Genomic DNA, 19,032 nt, shown 5'->3' with positions numbered 1-19,032 from the left:
GCCACATATGTGGTTTTATCCCCGCAAAGCCTATGCGGATGATTTAGGCTGCAACTGCTCCCTGTGATGTGCCCGGATACACCAAATACCCGTTTTCTATGTGAAATAACGCGAACACCAAAAGGGAGAAGATAGGTTATGCAGTACATCAATACGATTCGGGAACTGATCGGCCATACGCCGCTGGTGCGGCTGCACCACATGGGTTACGCGCCCGAAACGCGTGTTTTTGCCAAATTGGAGCTGTGGAACCCGGGCGGGAGTATCAAGGACCGAATGGGGCAGGCGCTGATTGAAGACGCGGAACAACGCGGCGTTCTCAAGCCCGGCAGCACCATTTTGGAAGTGACGGCGGGTAATGCCGGCATCGGCATTGCTCTGGCTGCGCTGGGCAAAGGCTATCGCATCCTCTTTGTGGTGCCTGAAAAATTTTCGGAAGAAAAGCAGACCATCATGCGTGCTTTTGGGGCGGAGATTGTCAATACCCCTAAAGAAGATGGCATGCAGGGCGCGTTCCGTAAAATGGAGGAGCTCAAGCAAAGCATCAAAGACCCGGTTTTGCTGGGGCAGTTTGACAATCCGGCCAACCCCGACATCCATTATCGCACGACGGGGCCCGAGATATACCATGGCTTGGATGGAGCGATTGACTTTTTTGTGGCCGGCGCGGGTAGCGGCGGCACCCTTTCGGGCGTGGGGCGGTACCTGAAAGAACACAATCCGGACGTCCAATGCGTTCTGGCCGACCCGTACGGTTCCACCATGGGGGGCGGAGAACCGGGACATTATGAAATCGAGGGAATCGGTAACACATTCATGCCCGGGACAATGGACACCGCATTGGTGGATACTGTCATCAAGATCCACGATGAGGATGCAGTGCGGGAAGCGCGCCGTCTCGCGGCAGCGGAAGGTATCCTTGCCGGTTCGTCGTCCGGCGCCGCGCTGTTTGCCGCGCGGAAGATCGCGGAGCGGCATGTGGGCGCAAACATTGCGGTGGTGCTTCCCGACCGTGGCGACCGGTATTTCAGTAAGCATTTGCTGTAAGCGTACCCAGCGCGTTCTCTGTTCCATATCCCCATGGTGCGCGGATGCGGCGGCTATCTTCCCGTTTGGGGGTTGACAATCGGAAATGGTTGGCGTACACTATATATTATAAATATAATAATAATAGTTATATTAATGCATCTGACCGGAATACCGGAGGCTGCGTCGTCTGGGATGCGGCCTTTTTGTTTTCCCGCAAACGGGCGCTGCATGGAGTTTGTAAGACCCGATCACATGGCGAATACTGAAAGCGGAGGTATTGCACAATGAGTAAAGTCAATCTGGATCTGCCCACTGTCCAAATCCGGGAACTGCGGCTCGGTTCCATCACGGCCTACCAGGGCAAGGCCAGCGAGCTGGTCAGCCGCGCGCAGGCGGGCACGCTCAAGGATTCTGCCCGCAGCTTCAGCCAATGCATGGGGTGCAGTTCCGGGCAGGCTTTCTGCATGCTTTCCATGATTACCGATGCGGTGGTGGTCAACCATGCGCCGATTGGGTGCCTGGGGGATGCCAGCGGCTTTAATTTCGTCTATCGCGTGGAGCAGAAGAACCGGGGCCTGCCGTCCGCCATCGGCAAGTATTACAGCACCAACCTACTGGAGAAGGATACGGTTTTCGGCGGGATGCAGAAGCTGCGCGATACCGTACGCACCGCTTTTGAGCGCGAACACCCCAATGCCATCTTTATCACGACCTCCTGCGCGTCGGGCATTATCGGCGACGACGTGGAGAGTGTTGCCGACCATTTGAGCGAGGACCTGGGCATTCCGGTTATTTCCTGTTTCTGCGAGGGTTTTCGTTCCCGTATCTGGACCAGCGGGTTCGATTCGGCCTACCACGCCATCGTCCGCCGGCTGGTCAAGCCACCGCGTAAACGATCCAAAAAGGTCAATATCATCAATTTCTGGGGCAGCCATATTTTTGATGATCTCCTGAGCAGGCTGGGGTATGAAGCGCAGTATATCGTGCCGTTCAACACGGTCAAAGATCTGGAATATATTTCGGAAGCGGTCGCCACCATCCAGATCTGCCCCACGCTGGGCACCTATTTGGGCGCGGCGCTGGAGCAGGTGTACGGGGTGCCGGAGATCAAGGTGCCGCCAGCCTATGGCATGGCCGGGACGGACATCTGGCTGCGGGAACTCGGTAAGGTTCTGCATCGGGAACAAGAAGTGGAACAACTGATCCGTGACGGACACGAACGTGTCCTGCCGCAGATCGAGGCATACCGCAAACAATTCGCCGGCAAGACTGCCTACCTGACGGCGGGCGCGGCACACGGGCATTCCCTCATCGCTGTGCTGCGTGAGCTGGGGCTGGATGTAAAAGGCGCGGCCATCTTTCACCACGACCCGGTCTATGACAACGGCTGCCCCACGTCGGATGTGCTGGCGCATGATGTGGAGACCTACGGCGATGTCCGGCAGTACAACATCTGCAACAAGCAGGCGTTCGAGTTGGTCAACCTGCTTAACCGCATGCGGCCGGACATCATGATTGCCCGGCACGGCGGCATGACGGTTTGGGGCGCCAAGCTGGGCATCCCCACGCTGCTCATCGGGGACGAACAGTTCAGCTTCGGTTACGACGGCATCCTGCATTATGCCCGGCGCATTGCCGAAACACTGGATAACACCGAATTTGTCACCAATCTGGCCAGGCACAGCACCATGCCATATACAAAATGGTGGCTGAAGCAGCAACCGTATGCGTTTTTGGGGAGGGAATTGCATGTCCGGCAGTATTGAACAGCCGCGTTTTTCCTGCGCGCTGGGCGCACAGCAGAGCGTCGTGGCCATCCGCCGTTCGGTGCCGGTGCTGCATTCCGGGCCCGGCTGCGCCAACAAGATCGAGCGGCTGATCGGTCAGGGGGAAGGCTATGCGGGCGGCAGCACCATTCCCTGCACCAACGCGAGCGAAAAGGAAGTTGTGTTCGGCGGCGAAACACGCCTGCGCGAAGTGCTGGACGGTGCGTTCAAAGTTATCGACGCCGACCTGTTCGTCGTGCTGACCGGGTGCACGTCGGACATCGTGGGCGACGATGTGGGCAGCGTGGTCAAGGATTACCGCAAACGCGGCCTGCCCATTGTGTTCGCGGAGACGGGCGGATTCAAGAGCAACAACTATGTAAGCCATGAGGTGGTGGTCAACGCCATCATCGACCAGTATGCCATCCCCAACCGCGCGCCCGGCGGGGTGAAACAGGGGCTGGTCAATGTATTTGCTACCGTGCCGTATCAGGACCCTTACTGGCAGGGCAATCTGGCCGAGCTCAAGCGGATATTGACGGGCATTGGCTTTACCGTCAACATCCTGTTCGGACCGGAGTCCGAGGGGCTGTCCGAATGGCGGGAGATCCCCAATGCGCAGTTCAATATCGTCGTGGGCGCATGGGTGGGGCTGCGCGTCGCCAAACATCTGGAAGAAACCGTCGGCACACCGTATCTCCACTTTCCATACCTGCCGGTGGGCGGCATTGCGTCCACGGAGTTCCTGCGTGCTGCGGGCGCGTTCGGCGGCCTGCCGAAACAACAGGTAGAAGCATTTGTCGCCGACGAGGAGCGCAAATTTTACACGCACATCGAGCGGATGGCGGATTTCATCCTGGAGTTCCGCTATGGGCTGCCCAGACGGTTTTACTCGATTCTGGACGCATCCTATGCGATCGGTTTTTCCAAATATCTGCTCAACGAGCTGGGCATTCTGCCCGCCAGGCAGTATGTCATCGACGACACGCCACCCGCCCACCGCAAAGCGATTGAGGAGCAGTTTGCGCATCTTTCCGACCGGCGGTCGGCGGAGGTCGTGTTTGAAACGGACGGCGGCCGGATCTCCCGGGAGATCCGGCAGGATGGGAACTCTTCCCGTGCGCTGATTCTGGGCAGCGGCTGGGATCGTGACCTGGCCAGCGACCTGCATGCCGATCTGCTCATTTTGAGCGTGCCGGTCCAGTACCGTTTGATCCTCAACTGCGGCTATGCCGGGTATCGGGGGGGATTGCGGGCGATCGAGGACATTTACGACCGGGTGCTCAATACCTACCGTTGAAAAGGAGGCCCTGCATGGCGTTTCGTGTGGCGGCGGCCAGCTCGGATGGAGAGCGGATCGATCTCCATTTCGGGCAGGCGCATACGTTTTATATCTATGAGCTGACAAAAGAATCGGCACAACTTGTGGAAAAACGCAGCATGCTCCTGTCGGACGGGCACAGCACGGAAAAATTCCGCGATCTGTCCCATGCGCTGAAGGACTGTGACGCGCTGCTTGTCAGCCAGATCGGCCCGGCGGCCGCACAGTATGTTCTGCAGGCCGGCCTGCGTGTGTTTGAAGCACCCTATTTGATCGAGCCGGTTCTGGAAAAACTGCGCGCGGATGTGTTGCCGCTGAATCAGGAAAAATCGTCCCAGACGTGTTGACGCTTGCTTGTTTGTAAGTGGGATGTCGGTCGGTGCGGATGGCCGGAGGCCCCTGGGTCCATGCGGTCGGGAAAGCAGGTGGGTAGATGTCGGATATTTCAAGCCGGGAACGCGAGGAAATCGCCGAACAGCTTTTGCAGTACATACAAAGCGTGCAGTATGGTTCCGTCACCGTAATCATCCAGGATGGAAAAGTCATACAGATCGAGAAAAATGAAAAGGTCCGTTTGCGTTGAATGCCGATGCGTGATTCGGACAGGCGGGCGGCATGCTCAAATAAAAATCCCCCGGGTTTGAACTGCCCCAGCTAAAATGCACATTGCATCAAGCCCCCTGTTGCAGGATAAACAACTGCAACAGGGGGCTTTGGCATGGAGCGAAAAAGGGCAAACGCTGATACACGCCGTCGAGGCCTGGCACTTGCAAAACGTTTGCAAAAACACGTATAATAAAGGGGAACGGAGACGGGCGTATGGCCCGGCAGATGAAAGGGGCGTATGCCATGATAAAAGTCGATCATCTCTGTTTTTCCTATACGGGGCTGCCCCCCTATACGCTGGACGATCTGCGGCTGGATATCAAGAGCGGAGAATACATTTCCATTCTGGGCGAAAACGGCAGCGGGAAGAGCACGCTCATCCGGTTGCTGCTGGGCTTTTTGAAGCCGAACGCGGGCAGCATCGTGGTGGATGCCGGACGGATCGGCTATGTGCCGCAAAAACATGAGGCCAATGCCGATTTTCCCATCACCGTGTATGAGATGTTGGACAGTTACCGCAGGCTGTTGAAGATCCGGAACAGAGACTGCGTGAAACACGCGTTGGAGCAGTTGCATATGGAGGCGTTTTCCCACCGGCTGATGGGGACGCTCTCGGGCGGGCAGGCGCAGAAAGTGCGCATTGCGCGCGCGCTGATGGGGGAGCCGGACCTGCTGGTGCTGGACGAGCCTTCCACCGGAGTGGATGTGGGCAGCCAGCACGAGATCTATGCGTTTTTAAAAAAGCTGAACCAGCAGCGCGGCGTGACCATCGTCTCCATTGAGCACAATCTGCAGGCGGCCATGACCAGTTCCACGCTCATTTACCATCTGGTGGAGGGGCGGGGGCATCTCTGCACGCCAAAGCAGTATGCGGATGAATATCTGCATTCCTCCTGACAGGACCGGGCCGCTAACAGGCGGCCGCCGGGCAGATGAAATAACACGACGAGGGGACCCGTTTCCATGCTTGATATTTTCCAATACGGCTTTATGCAAAATGCGCTGGTGGTATCGTTTTTCATTGCCATTCTCTGCCCATGCATCGGTATCTTTCTGGTGCTGCGGCGCTATTCCATGATCGGCGACGCGCTCTCACACGCCTCGCTGGCGGGCGTGGCCATCGGCCTGCTCAGCGGCGGAAGCCCGGTGATCGGGGCTTTTGCCTTCACATCCGCGTGCGGCGCGCTGATCGAATTCCTCCGCATCTATTTTAAAAAATTCACCGACCTGCTGCTCACCATCATCCTGGCGCTGAGCGTCGGCATCGCCATCACCATCATCAGTTCGGGCAGGCTGCATGCCAATGCCGATTCGTTTCTGTTCGGCAGCATCCTGACGGTTTCCGCATTCGATATGGTATCGATCCTGGTTTTGAGCATCGCGTCCGTGGCCGTGCTCGTGCTGCTCTATAACCAGATGATCTATATTGCATATGATGAAGACGCCGCCCGCATTGCGGGGGTGCGTGTGCGGCTTATCAACTATGTTTTTTCCATTTTGGTGGCTTCGGCCATCTCGGTGTCCATCCGCGTGGTGGGGGTGCTGGTGCTCAGCTCCATGATCGCCCTGCCGGTGGCCACGGCGCTCCAGCTCCGTTTGGGTTTCCGGCGCACGCTGCTGTTTTCCGTGCTGTTTAGCGTGGTGGATATTTTAACGGGCCTGTACGCGTCGTATCAGCTGAATGTGGCGCCAGGCGGATTCACGGCGCTGGTCTCGGTGGCTCTTTTGCTGGCGGTTATGCTGGCCAAGCGCCTTTGGCTGCTTTTCCGCCTCCGGAAGCGGCCCCGCGCTCACACGGACGGGAGATAAGCGATGGAGGCTTTGCGCAGGCAGACGCGCGCTTTCCTGCTGTTTGTGCTGCTGCTTTCGCTCGTGCTGTTGTTTTCAGTTTTGTTTCAGCAAAAGACGTCCGGCCAGAAGCAGGCCGCCGCAGGGCAGCAGGAGACTGCGGCGGCGGTTCCAAACCAGCAGCAGATCGCCGCGCAGATACAGGCTTTGCCGCCGGTCGGCACCTTTGTTTATGGGAAAAGCGGCCTCGGCGCCGACCTGACCTGCACGCGCGTTTTGCCGAACGGTCCGGTGAACGCGGTGTTGCTGCTCACCTTTGAGGTGCATGGCTATGAGGATGCGTATGCCAAAGACGGGCAGGTCCTGGTGGATATCGGTCATGCCGTCGCGCAGTGGGCGCAGAGCAACCGGGGCGCGCTGGGCAACACCGCGCTGTATTTGGTGGCTTCGGCCAACCCCGATGGGTTGGCGCACGGCGTCAGCAACAATGGGGTGGGCCGGTGCCAGGTGTCGTTGGGCGTGAACATCAACCGTGATTTTCCCGCCGGGTTCAAGGTCATTGCAGATGCGCGCGACCATACCCTTTCCGCGCCTTTGGCGGCGCCGGAAAGCCGTGCGCTGGCCGATCTGGTGGGGGCAGTCAAACCAGCGGCCGTGATCGACGTGCATGGCTGGGAAAATCATGTGTTGGGCGACCAGACGTTGGCGTCTTACCTGTTGCCGGTTACGACGACCAAACGGTATGGACCGTTTGATGAAAAGTGCAATGGCTTTTTCAGCCTGTGGGCATCCACGCAGGGGGCGAGGGCCGCTTTGCTGGAATTGCCACGGAAAAAAAGCGGACTGTATCCAACGGATTTTTATATTTCCAGAGTGGAAGGCAGCCTAGCCGGGCTGGCAGGCATACTGGGCAAATGAATGCATACAGTAAACAGCCGATGCGGGGGGCATGTTCCGCATCGGCTGTTTTGGCGCGTTTTTTAGATAAGAACACAACCAAGCCCCTTTTGCATATAGTTTCAATAGAAAATGCAGCGGGAGGGGTGTTCATGGAGCAGCATATGGCCCAGCCGCCCGCGCCGCGGCTCATCCATACATATGACGATGCCGGGCGCGGCGGATGGTATGCGGGCACGGTCGAATGGCCGGGCGCGCCGGTGGTTGTGTTTGTGCCCGGGCTGGGGCAGCCCGCGCGCAGTTTCTGGGAAAAAAGCGAGGTATACGGGCTGAATGAAATGTATGCCCGTGCCACGGCGGAAGGGTTCCGCACCGCGTTTGTCGGGTTTGCGGCGGAAAAGGAACGACCCATGGATATGTGGCGCAACGGGCGTATCCTGGCGTGGCAGCTTGCCGACATCTGCATGCATTACCAAACGCCCGCGGTGACGCTGGTGGCGCACAGCAAAGGCGGGGTGGACGCCCAGACGGCGGCCGTCTATTACGGTGCGGCGGGGCGGATCCGGGGACTGTATACGCTCAGTTCCCCTCACTGGGGTTCCGAACTGGCCGACCTGGCCTATTCCTCCGTCGGGTTTTCGCTGGGGGAGCGGATGGGCGTCCACAGCGACGGCTGCTACGTCATGCAAACGGGGTACATGCGGGCCTATCGTGAGAAGACCGATACGGCCGGCCGCGCGGTGCCGCTGTACACCTTCGCGGGCTGCGGCAGCGGCCCGGCATTCAGCCGGGTGTGGGCAGGCGCGCAGATTCTTTCCCGCTGGGGCAAAAACGACGGTGTCGTCACGGTGCGCAGTGCGCAAAACCCGTTCGGGCAGCACCTGGCCACGCTGGATTTTGACCATATCCAGATGCAGAGCGGACAGTTTGTCTGGCCGCATGTCTGCGGGGCGATAGCGGGCGCGCACATAGCGGTACAGCCTGTTTCCGTGAAAACGGCGCTGCCGGAACAGGATACTGCGGAGGAGGTGCCGGACGGCTTGGTGCTGCGCGGCGGCGCGCTTGCGGGCGGCGTGCGGGAAACCTTTGCGGTGGACAGCGCCGCAAGCGGCCTGAACGTGTGCATGATGGCGGCGGGCGGCGGAGATATTACCGGCCGCTTCACGCTCACGGCGCCCGACGGAACGATCGTCCCGCTGCGTGCGGCGCATGCGGAGGGCGGCGCGCAGATGCTGTGCACGCGAATTCGCAAACCGTCGCCGGGAAACTGGCAGTTGGACGGCCCCAAAAGCAGCGGCGCCTATCTGGCATCTATCCGCTTCGACGCGGTGCCGGCGCATCGTGCGGTGGGGAAGCGGGTTGTCCGCAAACTGAATCGCATCCTGCGCGTATTCCAGACGTTTCCCGACCATTTCCAACTGGTCTATGAGGGGGATGCGGGAGAAAGCGGGGAACTGCCGTCCGTATTCGACGACGGCGTTTATTCGGTGGAACAGGTTTTGCGGGGTGAACTGGACGACGGCAGTCCGTATGAGCGCGACGTGGTGCGTCAGGTTTCCATGCGGCGCAAGCGGGCATAGCGGCTTCCCTCAGACCTCAGGATGGCGCCTGCGTTCGGGGAGACCAGAGCCGCGGCGGCTGCAAAAGGGTATTTTCGGCCTGTTCCGCGCAGTCCAGCATACGGCCCGCGTGGTAATTGTAGACCACCACATGGGCATCCTCGACGTTTTCCGCGCTGCTGTCCGGGGGGCGGCAGTTGGCCAATGCGGCGAGCCTTTGGATGTTTGGCCCGCTCAACTGCCAATGCTCCGGCGGCAGTTCCTGTATCATGGCCATGTGGCGCAGAATGTCCTGGTAGAGATCCACGGCCCTGTGCATTTCCGTCACCTGTTCTTCCCGGCGGGCAAACAGTTTGTATTCCGCACTGTTTTTTCCCAGATGCTCCTGCAGCACGTCACAATCTTTCCGCAGCGCCGCGATCTCCACCGGAATGCGGTGAGCCAGCAGGTCCGTCAGCCCGTCGAGCAAATGGGAACGGAGCAATATGAACCGCTTATCGTTTTCTTTCGTTCGGTGGTAGGGAAACAGCAGCAGATTGACCGCCACCGCGATCACCACGCCCACAAACGTGGCGAGCATGCGATTATAGGTAAAGAGCAGGGGGGCTTCCTTGCTGTAGTCCAGATCGACCATGATCCGCATAAAAACGATACCGCCGATGGTCATCGACCGGTTCAGCCTGCACTGCGCAAGGATGACGAACAGGAAAATGATCCCGAAAAAGGATGTGATGGCCTTATCCAGCGGGATACAGGCAAACAGGGAACCGGCCAGCCCGCCTGCCAGCGTGCCAATCAGGCGGTTGCGGCCGGCTGTAACGGTGTCCCTGGAATAGATTTGCAGAACCACCACGCAGGCGATGGCCGCGTAGAACGGATATTCCAGTTTCAGGGCATATGAAACCGCCACGCTCAGACCAACGGCAACCGCTGTTTTGAGCGTGCGCATGCCCGGTAAGATTTTCATGTATCCACCCGGATTCGATCGTATGATTTTGATTCGCTATCATTATAACATAAAATATATAAAAAATATGAAAACTTGAAAATCCGTTCGCTATCCGTCAAAGGAAATGACCGCATCCGCCCGCCGGTTTGCCGGACTTGCGGCATATTAGGAAGATTGTGTAAATTTTTTGCAATGTGGCTTGACAGATCCTGCATGACCGTTTATAATAAATTACGGTAAATGGATCAAATGAAAGCAACGGCGCTTTGAGTTTTTCTCGAAGCGCATCTTTTATCCGGTTTTTCGATATCCAGAATATCCCATAAGCAAGGACGCTTGTTCGGCATCCTTGTATTTTTTTCATAGATAGGAGGGATTATTTGTGAGGATTGTAGAATTTTTACATGATGCGGATCATCCGTCCGTCCCATCCAACCTGGATCGATGGGTACAGGCGAACGGTTTGCCCGTATCGCGCAAGATTCGTATAGACCGCAACGAGGATTTCCCGAAGCTGTATGACTTTGATATTGCCGTGCTGCATGGCGGGCGTCAGCATCTTTGGAACAAGGACGCCGACCCGTGGCTGTATGGTGAGGTGGAATATGTGCGGATGCTGCTCCATGAGGGCAAACCGGTGATCGGGTTCGGTATGGGCGCCGGTATCCTTGCGCAGGCGCTGGGCGCGCCGGCATACCGTTGCGGTGACGAGGAACAGGGCTTTTATTTCATCCGCCCGTGGAAAGAGGGAAGCACGCACCCCTTGCTGCGCGGCTTGGAGCACGGTTTTTATTCCTACATGAGCCACAGCGACCATTATGCGCTGCCTGCGTATTGCAGCCTTGCACGCTCGAGCGTGTCGCCGAGCGCCATGTTTGCCATCGAAAAAGTGCCTGCTGTTGGGTTTCAGTTTCATCCGGAGTACACGCAGGCGATGATCGCCGTCAAAGGCGGGGAACTCTCGCCGCATGCAGTGGACACATACGGCATTTTCGCCAGATTGATGGAAAATGCCTTGCAATGGCTGGGGTGCAAGCCGGAGCGCGAGCCGGTTTACACTTTCGGAAAAATATGAACAAAGCGGCCGTTTGGCTTCTCCGCATGCGGAATCCGACGCGTCTTTACCGGTGTTTTTATACGATTCTCTCATTTCTTGTGAAAGAATCGAATGATCGGTGAAGACGCGTTTTTCCTGCAGGGTTTTGCTTGCAATCGGGCGGAGGGGATGGTATGCTGGAACCACAGGGCAGGCGGACTGCCGCAACAAAGGGAAGGTGCCGCAAAAATGGAAGAGATGGAAACACTGGCTGCATGGCTGAAAACATCGGAGCGCGTCGTGGCCTTTACCGGCGCGGGCGTTTCCACAGAAAGCGAGATCCCGGATTTCCGTTCCTCCGGGGGCGTGTACGAATCCATCCGGAAACAATACGGGCAGGAGCCGGAAGTTCTGCTTTCTCACGATTTCTTTATGCAGAATCCCGCTGTTTTCTACGACTATCTGCGCCGCTACCTGGTGTTCCCGGACGCCGAGCCGAACGACGCCCACAAGGCATTTGCCATGCTGGAGCGGCAGGGGAAACTGTCTGCGGTTGTCACGCAGAACATTGACGGTCTGCACAGCAAGGCCGGTTCACAAACGGTCTATGAACTGCATGGCAGCGTGTATCGCAATCACTGCCTTTCATGCGGGAGACGATATGGGCTCGACGTCGTGCTGGAGGCGCCGTCTGTTCCGCAGTGCGCCTGCGGTGGTATGATTCGCCCCGACGTCGTCCTCTATGGGGAGGGGCTGGACAGCGCGACCGTGGAGGGCGCGGTGCGCGCCATTGAGCGGGCCGACCTGTTGCTGGTGGCAGGCACAAGTCTGGCGGTTTATCCTGCTGCGGGGTTGATCGATTATTTCCACGGGGAACATCTGGCGCTGCTGAATAAAAGCGGAACACCGTATGACCGTCGTGCCGACCTGTGCATCCGTGCCGCGGCGGGTGCAACACTGCGCGCGGCAATGGAACAGGCGGGTCTGTGGGAAGACGCCTGCTGAAGGCAGCCCGACGGGAGCCGCATGAAAAAAGCGCCTACGCGGATTTATCCGCATGGGCACTTTGGATTTCGGATGTTTTATTTGGTGCCGAACAGGCGGTCGCCGGCATCTCCAAGCCCGGGCACGATGTAACCGTGTTCGTTGAGGTGGTTGTCCAGCGCGGCACAGAAGACCGGAACGTCCGGATGCGCGTCGGTCAGCGTTTTCATACCTTCCGGCGCGGCGATGATGCACATGAATTTGATGTGCTGCACGCCCTGCCTTTTAAGGACATGGATGGCTTCCACAGCGGAACCGCCGGTGGCGAGCATCGGATCGAGCAGGATGACCTCCCGCTCCCGCACATCTTCCGGCAGTTTCACATAATAGTCCACGGGATGCAGGCTTTCAGGATCGCGGTAAAGGCCGATGTGCCCCACTTTTGCGGCGGGCACCATCTGCAGAACGCCTTCCACCATGCCGAGCCCTGCCCGCAGGATGGGTACGAAAGCCAGCTTCTTGCCGGAAATCACCTTCGCTTTGGCCAATGCGACCGGTGTTTCGATGTCCACTTCCTTGAGCGGCAGGTCGCGAGTCGCTTCATAGCACATCAGCATGGCGATCTCGCTGACCATTTCACGGAACTCTTTGCTGCCGGTCTGTTTGTCCCGCAGAAGCGTGAGCTTATGCTGAATCAGCGGATGGTCCAGCAAGGCAATGTTTTGATTCATGGATCTACACCCCGTTATTTGTTTTCGTTCTCAAGCGCTTCGATTTTTTTCAGCCGGCGTTCATGGCGCTCCCCGCCTTCATATGCGGTGTGCAGGAACACATCGACCAGCTCGCGCGCAAGCCCCGGGCCAACGACGCGCCCGCCAAGACAGAGCACATTGGCGTTGTTGTGCAGGCGGGTGTATTTGGCGCTGAAATAATCCGAACAGCACGCCGCGCGAATGCCTTTGATCTTGTTGGCGGCCATGGAGATGCCGACGCCGGTGCCGCAGAAAAGCAGCGCTTTTTCACAGGAGCCGTCGAGAACGGCAGCGCAGGCCGCTTTGGCAAAATCGGGATAATCGCAGGAATCGCAGCTGTCCGTCCCGAAATCCAGGTAAGGGATGCCCTGTTCTTCCAGATAAGCCTTAATCTCCTGTTTCAGCAGAAATCCACCGTGGTCACAGCCCAAAGCAATCATATGTTTGCCTCCGTCAATCGTTTTTTTGCGCCGTTCTGGCGCGCAGTTCACGCTCCGCCTGCGGCAGACGCAGATATACCGGCAGCAGCCGGTCGGGTGGCAGTGCCTGCCCTGACCGGAACGCGCGCAAACCCAAGGCGGCTACTGCGCCCGCATGGGTGAATCGCAGCCGGTCGGGCGCCAAAACGCAGGAATGTTCTTCTTTAAACGCATTATAACACAGTTCGGCACCGTCTCCAACCAGTAAAACCGGTTCTTTGCCAAGCTCTGCGGACAATTCCTCCAGTGCGACCGCGTGATCCGGGGAAAGGCGCGCCGGTCCGGCGGGGGAAGCGGCAAACAGTGCGGCATAGACCTGCCTGCGCCGGGCGTCCATCGCGGCGCAGACCGTGCCCGCAAAAAACGGGTGGTTCCACGCTGCCGCTTCCAGTGCCGATACGCCGACACAGGGTGCGCCCCATGCCATCGCCATTCCTTTTACAGCGGCCACGCCGATGCGCACCCCGGTGAACGAGCCGGGACCTGCGGCGACGGCAAACAGGCCGATCTCCGAAAAGGTCACCCCGCAGCGGCGCAGCAGCTCGCAGACGGAGGGCATCAGCGTTTCGCTATGAGTCTGCGGCACACGGACGTAGGTCTCGCCCAGCAGGCGGTCATCCTCACAGAGCGCGGCGGAAGCCGTGACGGAAGAAGTATCGACAGCCAGTATGTTCATTTCTTGTGTCCTTCCTTCCGACCGCGGAGGATGGTGATACGACGGGTATCCGCATCCGCGCCCGGTTCGATCTGCACCCGCACGGTGTTTTCAGGCAGAGCGGCTTCAATGTTCTCGCTCCACTCCACGGCGCAGACGCCGTCGCTTTCCAGATAGTCGAAAAAGCCGGTGGATTCCAGATCGGCCCAGCCGGAGATGCGGTACATGTCGAAATGGTAGAGCGGGATGCGGCCGCGGTAGGCATGCACGATGGCGAACGTGGGGCTGGATACCGGGTCGGTGACGCCGAGCCCGCGTGCGAGTCCCCGGATGAACTGGGTCTTGCCCGCGCCCAGATTGCCGAACAGTGCGACCACATCGCCCGGGTGCAGTTCCTGTGCCAGCTGTTCGCCAGCCTGTTCCGTATCCGCCGGTGAACGGCTGATGCATGCAGCCAATGTCTTTTCCCAATCCTTTCGGTTGTGTAATGTGAAGCGTATGCTCAGAAAAGCCCGGTGATGGTGCCGTTCTCGTCGATGTCGATCAGCTCGGCAGCCGGCTTTTTCGGCAGGCCGGGCATTTGCAGGATGTTGCCGGTGTAGATAACGACAAACCCCGCCCCCGCGCTCAACCGGGCGTCCCGCACATGCAGGGTGAACCCTTTCGGCCGCCCCAGCGCCGAAGCGTCGTCCGAGAGGGAATACTGTGTTTTGGCCACGCAGATGGGCAGCTTGTTTCCGCCCAGCGCCGCGATTTCCGCCAGCGCTTTTTCCGCCGCCGGGGTATATTGCACTTCGCCCGCGCCATAGAGTTTCTGCGCCAGCGTGTCGATCTTTTCTTTCAAGCTAAGGCCGAGGTCATACAGTGGCAGGAAAGAAGAAGGCGTGTCTGCCGCTTCAATCACTTTTTTGGCCAGGTCCAGGCCGCCCTCGCCGCCCTTGGTAAATACTTCGGACAGGGCAAAAGATGCGTGCTCTTCCCGGCAGATTCCTTCCACGGCGGAGAGCTCCGCTTCCGTATCGGTGCCGAACCGGTTGATGGCGACCACGACCGGCACACCGAACCGCCGCATGTTGGCGATGTGCGCGCGCAGATTGTCCGCGCCCCGGCGAAGCGCCCCGACGTCTTCATTGCCCAGCGCATCCCGCTTGACACCGCCGTTGTATTTCAGCGCGCGGATGGTAGCGACCAGCACCACTGCCGCCGGATGCAGACCGGCCGCGCGGCATTTGATGTCCATGAATTTTTCCGCGCCCAGGTCGGAGCCGAAGCCGGCCTCGGTGACGCAGTAGTCACCGAGCTTGAGTGCAAGCGAGGTGGCGCGTACGGAGTTGCAGCCGTGCGCGATGTTGGCGAACGGGCCGCCGTGGATGATGGCGGCCGTGCCCTCGAGCGTCTGCACCAGATTGGGGTTGAGCGCGTCTTTGAGCAGGGCGGCCATAGCGCCCGCCACGCCGAGCTGCCGGCAGTAGACCGGCTCGCCGGCGTACGAGTAGGCGACGAGGATAGTGCCCAGGCGCTTTTTCAGGTCGGCGATGTTCCTCGCCAGGCAGAGGATAGCCATGACTTCGCTGGCCACCGTGATGACAAACCCATCCTCACGGGGAATGCCGTTCCCTTTGCCGCCCAGGCCGACCACCGTCTGCCGCAGTACGCGGTCGTTCATGTCGAGCACGCGCTTGAACAGGATGCGGCGCGGGTCGATGCCGAGAGCGTTGCCCTGTTGAAGATGGTTGTCCAGAATGGCGCAGAGAAGGTTGTTGGCGGCGGTGATGGCGTGCATGTCTCCGGTAAAATGCAGGTTGATGTCTTCCATAGGCATCACCTGCGCATAGCCGCCGCCGGCCGCGCCGCCCTTCATCCCGAACACCGGACCGAGAGACGGTTCGCGCAGCGCGATGACCGCCTGTTTGCCCAGACGGCGCAGCGCGTCGCCCAGACCGACTGTGGTGGTGGTCTTTCCTTCGCCTGCGGGGGTGGGGTTGATGGCCGTGACCAAGATCAATTTTCCGTCTGTTTTATCGGCAAGGCGCCGGAACAGAGAATCATTGAGCTTTGCTTTGTATTTTCCATATAAGTCCAGTTCGTCTTCGGATACCCCCAGCCGGGCGGCAATGGCCGCGATGGGCTGCAAAACGGCTTGATGTGCGATCTCGATATCGCTCTGCATAGTGTGTTCCCCCGTCATTCCTACATTCTATTTTGTTTTCGCTTTTCTCCCGTCCCTGTCGGCCGCGGGAAGAAAACGGATGATGTCGATACGTTTTTATTATACTCGCAAACAAGGGCCGCGTCAAAAAATTTCAACCGGCGGCGGTACGGCACTGTTTGCTGTAAAAATTGGTTCATGCCGCGCGCCCCTGAAAGCCGCGCAATCCGCTTGCAAAGACGGCGCGCAGACGATATAATAGCAAAAGGCGGTGAAAAGAATGCGCAATGTTTTTCGTGCCATCGGGCGCTATCTCCGGCAGACGGATCTGGTGCTGATGTTTGCGGCGATCCTGGCGTCCGTTTATGGGCTGGTGCTGGTGCTGAGCGCCACGAATGCCACCCACACCTCATCCAGGACCATGGTCATGCAGATCCTCTGTATTGTGATCGGCATCGCGGGTATGGTGGTTATTTCACGTATCGATTATCACGACATGCTCAACTGGTGGAAAGTAGCGGCTGTGGCGGGCGTGGTTGCGCTGTTGCTGCCTTATGTGCATCCATATACGGTTTCGGGCTCTGCCGATCTGTCCTGGATCAATCTGGGCTTTACGACCGTGCAGCCGGCGGAATTTGTGAAGCTGTGCTTTATCCTGACATTCGCAAAGCATTTTGATACCGTGAAGGACCGGCTGACTTCTCCGCTTAATGTGATCCTGCTGGTTCTGCACGCCATGGTGCCCATCGGCATCATCGTGGTGCAGCAGGATATGGGCATGGCGTTCGTGTTCGCGGGCATATTTGTGTTTATGCTGTTTGCGTCCGGCACGCAGCTGCGCTATTTTGCGTTGGGCGCCGTCTGTCTGCTTGCGGGGACGCCGATCATCTGGAGCAAAGTATTCGGAAATACGCAGCGGCACCGTATCCTTGCGTTGTTCGATCCGGAAAACAGCAGCTTGAAGGATGTGTCGCTCCAGCAATTGTATGGACGCAGTGCCATTGGTTCCGGAGAACTGTGGGGATATGGGCTGTTCCACGGGCCGCGCACGCAGTCACCCATCAGCGGGCAGCTGCCCGAGCGGCAGAACGATATGATCTTTGCAGTCGCCGGGGAGGAACTCGGTTTTATCGGGTGCATTGTGATTTTGCTGTTGTTCCTGGTGTTGCTGGTGCGTCTGCTTCGATATGTACGGATGTCCAAAGACCCTGCGGGTTCTATGATCTGTATCGGGGTGTTTTCGGCGTTTGCCATGCAGATTTTTATCAATGTGGGCATGGTGTTGATGGTTTTACCGGTCATCGGGATCACACTGCCGTTTTTCAGCGCGGGTGGTTCCTCGATGATCGCGTCTTACTGGCTGATAGGATTGGCACTGTCGGTGTACATACACCGCAAGAATGAAATATTTGCAGGAAAAGAAGATTAGCGGCAAACAATGTCTGGCCGGGCACCTGCCGGAATGTGGCGGCGGGCTGTTTTTTGCCCGGCGATGGGAAGGAAAAACGGAGGGTATTGCATGGAGCATCAGTTTGTGCTGGTTTTGGATTTTGGCGGGCAGTATAATCAGTTGATCGCACGCCGCGTGCGCGAATGCGGGGTGTATTGTGAGGTGCGTCCACACGATCTGCCGCTGGATGAGATTCGGGCGCTGCATCCGGCAGGGATCATTTTTACGGGCGGGCCGAGCAGCGTATATGCGGAGGGCGCGCCCCTCTGCGACCCGGGCGTTTTCACGCTGGGTGTCCCGGTTTTGGGCATTTGCTACGGAATTCATTTGCTGGTGCAGACGCTTGGCGGACGGGTAGCCGCCGCCGGTGGGCGGGAATACGGCCGGACGGCTACCGACCTTGATACAGCCAGCCCGTTGTTTCACGGCTTGGCCTCTACCATTACGACCTGGATGAGCCACGGCGATTATGTGGAACAATTACCAGAAGGGTTCCATGTGATCGCCAAGTCTCGTAACTGCCCTGTGGCTGCCATTGAGAACACGCACCTCCGGTTCTATGGTGTGCAGTTCCATCCGGAAGTGCTGCATACCGAAAAGGGGCAGGAGATCATTCGGAATTTCCTGTTTGAGGTCTGTGGATGTGTGGGCGACTGGACGATGGGGGACTACGCCAAAACCACCGTGGCGGAATTAAAAGAAAAGATCGGACATGGGCGTGTATTGCTCGCGCTTTCCGGAGGTGTGGATTCGGCGGTGGCGGCGGCGCTTTTGTCGCGCGCGGTAGGCAGACAGCTTACCTGTATTTTTGTAGACCACGGCCTGATGCGCAAAAATGAGGGCGATGAAGTCGATCAGGCATTTCAGGGACGGGATATCCAGTTTGTCCGCGTGGATGCTGCAGAACGGTTTTTGGAAAAATTGCAGGGCGTAAGCGACCCTGAACGAAAACGCAAGATCATCGGTGAGGAATTCATCCGTGTATTTGAGGATGAGGCCAATAAGATCGGCGCAGTCGATTTTTTGGCGCAGGGAACGATCTATCCGGATGTTATCGAATCCGGTCTTGGCGATGCGGCGACTATCAAGAGCCATCACAATGTGGGCGGCTTGCCGGAGCATGTCCGTTTTAAAGAGATTGTGGAGCCGCTGCGCTTACTGTTTAAGGATGAAGTGCGCGCACTGGGTCTGGAACTGGGCCTACCGGATTATATGGTCTGGAGGCAACCATTCCCGGGACCGGGCCTTGCCATTCGGATCATCGGCGAAATTAAAAAAGAAAAACTGGACGTTCTGCGGGATGCGGATGCCGTGTTCCGCGATGAGATTGCCCACGCGGGGCTGATGCGCGACATCAACCAGTATTTTGCCGTGCTGACCGATATGCGCTCGGTGGGTGTGATGGGCGACGGGCGTACCTATGACTACACATTGGCTCTGCGTGGTGTGACAACCAGCGATTTTATGACGGCAGACTGGGCGCGTATCCCGTATGAAGTGCTGGATACCATCTCCAATCGCATCATCAATGAGGTAAAAGGTATCAATCGTGTGGTATATGATATTACCAGCAAGCCGCCTGCAACCATTGAGTGGGAATAATCTGGTGATC

The 19,032-nt window shown here is 58.2% G+C and carries 20 protein-coding genes; 14 read left to right on the top strand and 6 right to left on the bottom strand.

The annotated features are described in order from the left end of the window. Nucleotides 1-138 precede the first annotated feature (138 nt). The 9 genes from ETHHA_RS08670 to ETHHA_RS14615 all read left to right on the top strand — a co-directional run bounded on the left by ETHHA_RS08670 (nucleotide 139) and on the right by ETHHA_RS14615 (nucleotide 8,987). Nucleotides 139-1,047, top strand: a complete 909-nt coding sequence (locus ETHHA_RS08670; RefSeq protein WP_013485601.1) for a PLP-dependent cysteine synthase family protein — start codon at nucleotides 139-141, stop codon at nucleotides 1,045-1,047. Between the two features lie 266 nt (nucleotides 1,048-1,313). Next, a complete protein-coding gene (locus tag ETHHA_RS08665; protein ID WP_013485600.1) occupies nucleotides 1,314-2,795 on the top strand; it encodes a nitrogenase component 1 in 1,482 nt (493 codons plus the stop codon). After that, on the top strand, nucleotides 2,779-4,095 hold the full coding sequence (locus ETHHA_RS08660) for a nitrogenase component 1 (protein ID WP_013485599.1): 1,317 nt from the start codon (nucleotides 2,779-2,781) through the stop codon (nucleotides 4,093-4,095). The genes ETHHA_RS08665 and ETHHA_RS08660 overlap by 17 nt, the downstream gene beginning before the upstream one ends. Before the next feature lie 14 nt (nucleotides 4,096-4,109). Further along, entirely contained in the window at nucleotides 4,110-4,463 is a 354-nt protein-coding gene (locus ETHHA_RS08655) for a NifB/NifX family molybdenum-iron cluster-binding protein (protein ID WP_013485598.1), read from the top strand. Nucleotides 4,464-4,549: 86 nt separating this feature from the next. Further along, nucleotides 4,550-4,699, top strand: coding sequence for a YezD family protein (locus ETHHA_RS15165; RefSeq protein WP_013485597.1), 150 nt, complete (start codon nucleotides 4,550-4,552; stop codon nucleotides 4,697-4,699). Between the two features lie 266 nt (nucleotides 4,700-4,965). Further along, nucleotides 4,966-5,619: a metal ABC transporter ATP-binding protein gene (locus tag ETHHA_RS08650; RefSeq protein WP_041687439.1), complete on the top strand. Its 654-nt coding sequence runs from the start codon at nucleotides 4,966-4,968 to the stop codon at nucleotides 5,617-5,619. A gap of 75 nt (nucleotides 5,620-5,694) precedes the next feature. Continuing rightward, nucleotides 5,695-6,531 carry a metal ABC transporter permease gene (locus tag ETHHA_RS08645; RefSeq protein ID WP_198009341.1) on the top strand — a complete coding sequence of 279 codons (837 nt, stop codon included), beginning with the start codon at nucleotides 5,695-5,697 and terminating at the stop codon, nucleotides 6,529-6,531. Between the two features lie 3 nt (nucleotides 6,532-6,534). Continuing rightward, the gene (locus ETHHA_RS08640) at nucleotides 6,535-7,428 is read left to right on the top strand and encodes a peptidase M14 (protein WP_013485594.1); all 894 of its coding nucleotides are present in this window, start codon (nucleotides 6,535-6,537) and stop codon (nucleotides 7,426-7,428) included. A 131-nt stretch (nucleotides 7,429-7,559) separates the two neighbouring features. Next, nucleotides 7,560-8,987 carry an esterase/lipase family protein gene (locus ETHHA_RS14615; protein WP_013485593.1) on the top strand — a complete coding sequence of 476 codons (1,428 nt, stop codon included), beginning with the start codon at nucleotides 7,560-7,562 and terminating at the stop codon, nucleotides 8,985-8,987. Nucleotides 8,988-9,003: 16 nt separating this feature from the next. Here ETHHA_RS14615 and ETHHA_RS08630 read toward each other — a convergent pair whose 3' ends face one another. Then, on the bottom strand, nucleotides 9,004-9,933 hold the full coding sequence (locus tag ETHHA_RS08630) for an FUSC family protein (protein WP_013485592.1): 930 nt from the start codon (nucleotides 9,931-9,933) through the stop codon (nucleotides 9,004-9,006). A gap of 364 nt (nucleotides 9,934-10,297) precedes the next feature. Between ETHHA_RS08630 and ETHHA_RS08625 the strand changes: the two genes are divergently transcribed. Then, nucleotides 10,298-10,990, top strand: coding sequence for a type 1 glutamine amidotransferase (locus tag ETHHA_RS08625; RefSeq protein WP_013485591.1), 693 nt, complete (start codon nucleotides 10,298-10,300; stop codon nucleotides 10,988-10,990). 210 nt (nucleotides 10,991-11,200) lie between these two features. After that, nucleotides 11,201-11,956 (top strand): NAD-dependent protein deacylase, encoded by a 756-nt coding sequence (locus tag ETHHA_RS08620; protein ID WP_013485590.1) that lies wholly within the window; start codon nucleotides 11,201-11,203, stop codon nucleotides 11,954-11,956. A gap of 77 nt (nucleotides 11,957-12,033) precedes the next feature. Here the strand turns inward: ETHHA_RS08620 and upp are convergent, their stop codons facing one another. The 5 genes from upp to ETHHA_RS08595 are packed head-to-tail and all read right to left on the bottom strand — an operon-like array spanning nucleotide 12,034 to nucleotide 15,991. Continuing rightward, nucleotides 12,034-12,666: a uracil phosphoribosyltransferase gene (gene upp, locus ETHHA_RS08615; protein ID WP_013485589.1), complete on the bottom strand. Its 633-nt coding sequence runs from the start codon at nucleotides 12,664-12,666 to the stop codon at nucleotides 12,034-12,036. 14 nt (nucleotides 12,667-12,680) lie between these two features. Beyond that, nucleotides 12,681-13,127 (bottom strand): ribose 5-phosphate isomerase B, encoded by a 447-nt coding sequence (gene rpiB, locus ETHHA_RS08610; protein WP_013485588.1) that lies wholly within the window; start codon nucleotides 13,125-13,127, stop codon nucleotides 12,681-12,683. Between the two features lie 13 nt (nucleotides 13,128-13,140). Then, on the bottom strand, nucleotides 13,141-13,842 hold the full coding sequence (gene tsaB / locus ETHHA_RS08605) for a tRNA (adenosine(37)-N6)-threonylcarbamoyltransferase complex dimerization subunit type 1 TsaB (RefSeq protein ID WP_013485587.1): 702 nt from the start codon (nucleotides 13,840-13,842) through the stop codon (nucleotides 13,141-13,143). Then, on the bottom strand, nucleotides 13,839-14,279 hold the full coding sequence (tsaE, locus tag ETHHA_RS08600) for a tRNA (adenosine(37)-N6)-threonylcarbamoyltransferase complex ATPase subunit type 1 TsaE (RefSeq protein WP_013485586.1): 441 nt from the start codon (nucleotides 14,277-14,279) through the stop codon (nucleotides 13,839-13,841). Before tsaE ends, tsaB begins: the two co-directional genes overlap by 4 nt. Before the next feature lie 44 nt (nucleotides 14,280-14,323). Continuing rightward, nucleotides 14,324-15,991 (bottom strand): formate--tetrahydrofolate ligase, encoded by a 1,668-nt coding sequence (locus tag ETHHA_RS08595; RefSeq protein WP_013485585.1) that lies wholly within the window; start codon nucleotides 15,989-15,991, stop codon nucleotides 14,324-14,326. Nucleotides 15,992-16,070: 79 nt separating this feature from the next. On the opposite strand from ETHHA_RS08595, the gene ETHHA_RS15590 reads away from it, so the two are divergent. The 3 genes from ETHHA_RS15590 (at nucleotide 16,071) to guaA (ending at nucleotide 19,022) form a co-directional block, all read left to right on the top strand. Beyond that, nucleotides 16,071-16,229, top strand: a complete 159-nt coding sequence (locus tag ETHHA_RS15590) for a hypothetical protein (RefSeq protein WP_156793975.1) — start codon at nucleotides 16,071-16,073, stop codon at nucleotides 16,227-16,229. 21 nt (nucleotides 16,230-16,250) lie between these two features. Next, entirely contained in the window at nucleotides 16,251-17,399 is a 1,149-nt protein-coding gene (locus tag ETHHA_RS08590; RefSeq protein ID WP_013485584.1) for an FtsW/RodA/SpoVE family cell cycle protein, read from the top strand. Between the two features lie 90 nt (nucleotides 17,400-17,489). Next, nucleotides 17,490-19,022 (top strand): glutamine-hydrolyzing GMP synthase, encoded by a 1,533-nt coding sequence (guaA, locus tag ETHHA_RS08585; protein WP_013485583.1) that lies wholly within the window; start codon nucleotides 17,490-17,492, stop codon nucleotides 19,020-19,022. Nucleotides 19,023-19,032 lie beyond the last annotated feature (10 nt).

The sequence above is a fragment of the Ethanoligenens harbinense YUAN-3 genome, from assembly GCF_000178115.2.
GTDB classification, from domain to species: domain Bacteria; phylum Bacillota; class Clostridia; order Oscillospirales; family Ethanoligenentaceae; genus Ethanoligenens; species Ethanoligenens harbinense.
Note: the sequence above shows the minus strand (reverse complement) of the source record. Positions and strands in the feature narration are given on the sequence as shown.